The 1,207-nt window shown below is 50.5% G+C and carries 1 protein-coding gene; it reads left to right on the top strand.

Features of this window, described 5'->3' with window-relative positions:
• The coding region (locus tag ACUVJL_RS33290; RefSeq protein WP_445249741.1) for a CHAT domain-containing protein at positions 1-1,207 on the top strand (1,207 nt) is incomplete at both ends.

The following is a 1,207-nucleotide window of genomic DNA, read 5'->3' as shown; positions in this document are numbered from 1 at the left end:
GCATTTCTACTGCAGGCGGCGCCGGTGGTGGCAAAATTACAATTGTGCACGCAGGGGGAGATGCAGGGGCGCCAATTCAACCGTTTGTAGTGGGAAATGCTGCTAGCAACGGTACGGCGGGTGCAATTACAACGGGACAATTTAGCATTACCTCGCAGTCGTTTCCGCGTTCTATTCGTGTTGGTAATATTGTGTTTTCGACTGATGACGCGATCGACCAGAAGACAACGCCACCTGCCACTCCGGTTGAAACTCCCACTCCGAGTCTAACTTCAACGGAGGTGGAAACTCCCATTCCCATTCCCACTCCGAGTGTAACTCCAACCGAGGTGGAAACTCCCATTCCCACTCCGAGTGTAACTCCAACGGAGGTGGAAACTCCCATTCCCACTCCGAGTGTCCCTCCAACGAAGGTGAAAACTCCCACTCCCATTCCGAGTGTCCCTCCAACCGAGGTGGAAACTCCCACTCCGATCGATCCTAGGGAAAGACAAGATCCCGCACGGCAACGCCCAACCGTCGATCCAAAAGACTTTCAAGGCCCCGAATTTCGATCGCTACACCATCCCGTTGTTGCTGCTGTCGATCGAATTTTAACACTTGATTCGAGTATCATCAGTCAGTTGCCCTCCGGCTACCTACCGCCAACAGTTCCCAGCAGCGAATCATCACCAACAATCAACCCCAATTCTAATTTAGTTCTGGGATATGCTCCGTCTCCCGATCAACTTTTTGAAGGTAACGACATACAGAAAACAGTCTCGGGAATCGAAGAAATGAGGAACCAAGAATTTGGAGAATACCTGGGGGTAAAAGGCAACCTCCCAGGGGAAAAAGTCTTGGTTTCGACATCCCAACAAACTTTAAAAAAAATCGATCAGCAAACCGGCAAGCGGTCTGGTATTATCTACATAGTCTCGCGAGAAGATCAATTGGAACTAATTTTAGTTCCTCCCGTGGGGCAGCCGATTCACTACAGCGTCCCAGAAGCTAACAGAGCAGCTCTTTTCCCCACCGTCCAGGAGTTCCGCACTGAAATCACCAATCCCGCGAAACGCGATACTACGACTTATCTACCGGCAGCCCAGCAACTATATAAATGGGCGATCGCACCCCTAGAAAAAGACTTACAAAACTTAGGAATTCAGACGTTGTTGCTGTCAGTCGATCCCGGATTGCGAAGCCTACCTTTTGCCGCTTTGCACGA

The sequence above is a fragment of the Microcoleus sp. OTE_8_concoct_300 genome (assembly GCF_031383065.1).
Classification (GTDB): Bacteria; Cyanobacteriota; Cyanobacteriia; order Cyanobacteriales; family Microcoleaceae; genus Microcoleus.
The sequence above is the reverse complement of the archived record's forward strand: the minus strand, read 5'-3'. Positions and strand labels throughout refer to the sequence as shown.